Raw genomic sequence first — 1,349 nt, 5'->3', positions numbered from 1 at the left:
GGGAGGGGGTGCGCCGTCTGCTGGCGGTGGTGCGCGACCGGATCCCGGCCCGCTTCGGGCTTGACCCCGTGCGCGGCGTGCAGGTGCTGTGCCCGATGAACCGCGGCGGCCTCGGCGCGCGGGCGCTGAACCTGGAGCTGCAGCAGGCGCTGAACCCGCCGGGCGAGCTGCGGGTGGAGCGCTTCGGCTGGACCTTCTGTCCAGGCGACAAGGTGATGCAGGTGGCCAACAACTACGACTGGGAGGTGTTCAACGGCGACCTCGGCGTGATCGGCGGCCTCGACCTGGAGGAGGGCGAAATGACGGTGCTCTTCGACGGGCGGCCGGTGGTCTACGGCTTCGGGGAGCTGGACGAGCTGGTGCTGGCCTATGCGACCACGATCCACAAGGCGCAGGGGTCGGAGTACCCGGCGGTGGTGATCCCGCTGACGACGCAGCACTACGCCATGCTGGCGCGCAACCTGCTCTACACCGGCGTGACCCGCGGCAAGCGACTGGTGGTGCTGGTCGGGCAGCGCCGCGCTTTGGCCATCGCCGTCAAGAACGGCAGCGGCCGACGGCGATGGTCCAAGCTGCGCGAGTGGCTCACGGCAGGCGCCAGCGTGTCGCCGCAGCCGCGCGGCACCGCAGCCGGGCCAGCGCTTCTCTCACCAGTGCCGGGCGGCGCGGCGGCGATGGGCGTCACCGGGAAGCGGCGGAGCCCGCAGGCCGGCGTCGGGCACTGCGTGACGAATTCGTAATCGGCAAGCCGGCCAGCAGTCGCAGCAGCACGGTGCGGCCTGCAACCATGTTGGAATGGTGCTGAAACTGCGCGCCAGGCCAGTCTGTTATCAGGCAAGGATCGCTGCCTTCCGCATTTTCTTAGTCATATCCACCCGCCTTTCCTCTGCCCGACGCCTCCGGACCCCCGCCTTGGCCTTCCGGCGCTGCTGCATCTCGCTTTGCGATGGCAGCGGCACCAGCGTCGAGATTGCCGCCAGCAGCCGCAGCCGGGGTTCACTGGCGGCGCTTGGCTCGCCTTCCGCACCCTGCTCAGTAACCCCGATGTCGAACAGTGCCAGGTAGAAGGCTTCGCCAAGTCGAGTTATGGCATCGTCCGCCTCGCGCTCCACCTCAGCCGAAGGCGCGTCCGGATGAAGTGCGGCGTAGTAGGCGATCAGCGTGGCGTGGTAGTCGGAGGCGGTTTTCATCCGCCGCAGCGGCGTATCCGGCCGGGTAGGACGCTGGATCTGGTCCGACACATAACCTGTTCCTTTCATCGAGATTGTGCGGCGGTGAGCAAGGCCCACCTGGCCGATAGTCAGGATGTGCGGACGGGAACACTTTAGGCGAACTGGGCGTTTCCCCTT

2 protein-coding genes are annotated in these 1,349 nt (G+C 68.0%); one reads left to right on the top strand and one right to left on the bottom strand.

Features of this window, described 5'->3' with window-relative positions; translation table 11 throughout:
- Positions 1-740, top strand: a 740-nt coding sequence (locus tag ACFHPP_RS31040) for an ATP-dependent DNA helicase (RefSeq protein ID WP_437167082.1), incomplete at its 5' end; no start/stop codon positions are given.
- A 90-nt stretch (positions 741-830) separates the two neighbouring features.
- Here ACFHPP_RS31040 and ACFHPP_RS31035 read toward each other — a convergent pair.
- A partial coding sequence (locus ACFHPP_RS31035; protein ID WP_437167081.1) for a hypothetical protein occupies positions 831-1,349 on the bottom strand: 519 nt, incomplete at its 5' end.

The organism is Falsiroseomonas sp. E2-1-a20, assembly GCF_051433195.1.
GTDB lineage: Bacteria > Pseudomonadota > Alphaproteobacteria > Acetobacterales > Acetobacteraceae > Falsiroseomonas.
Note: the sequence above shows the minus strand (reverse complement) of the source record. Positions and strands in the feature narration are given on the sequence as shown.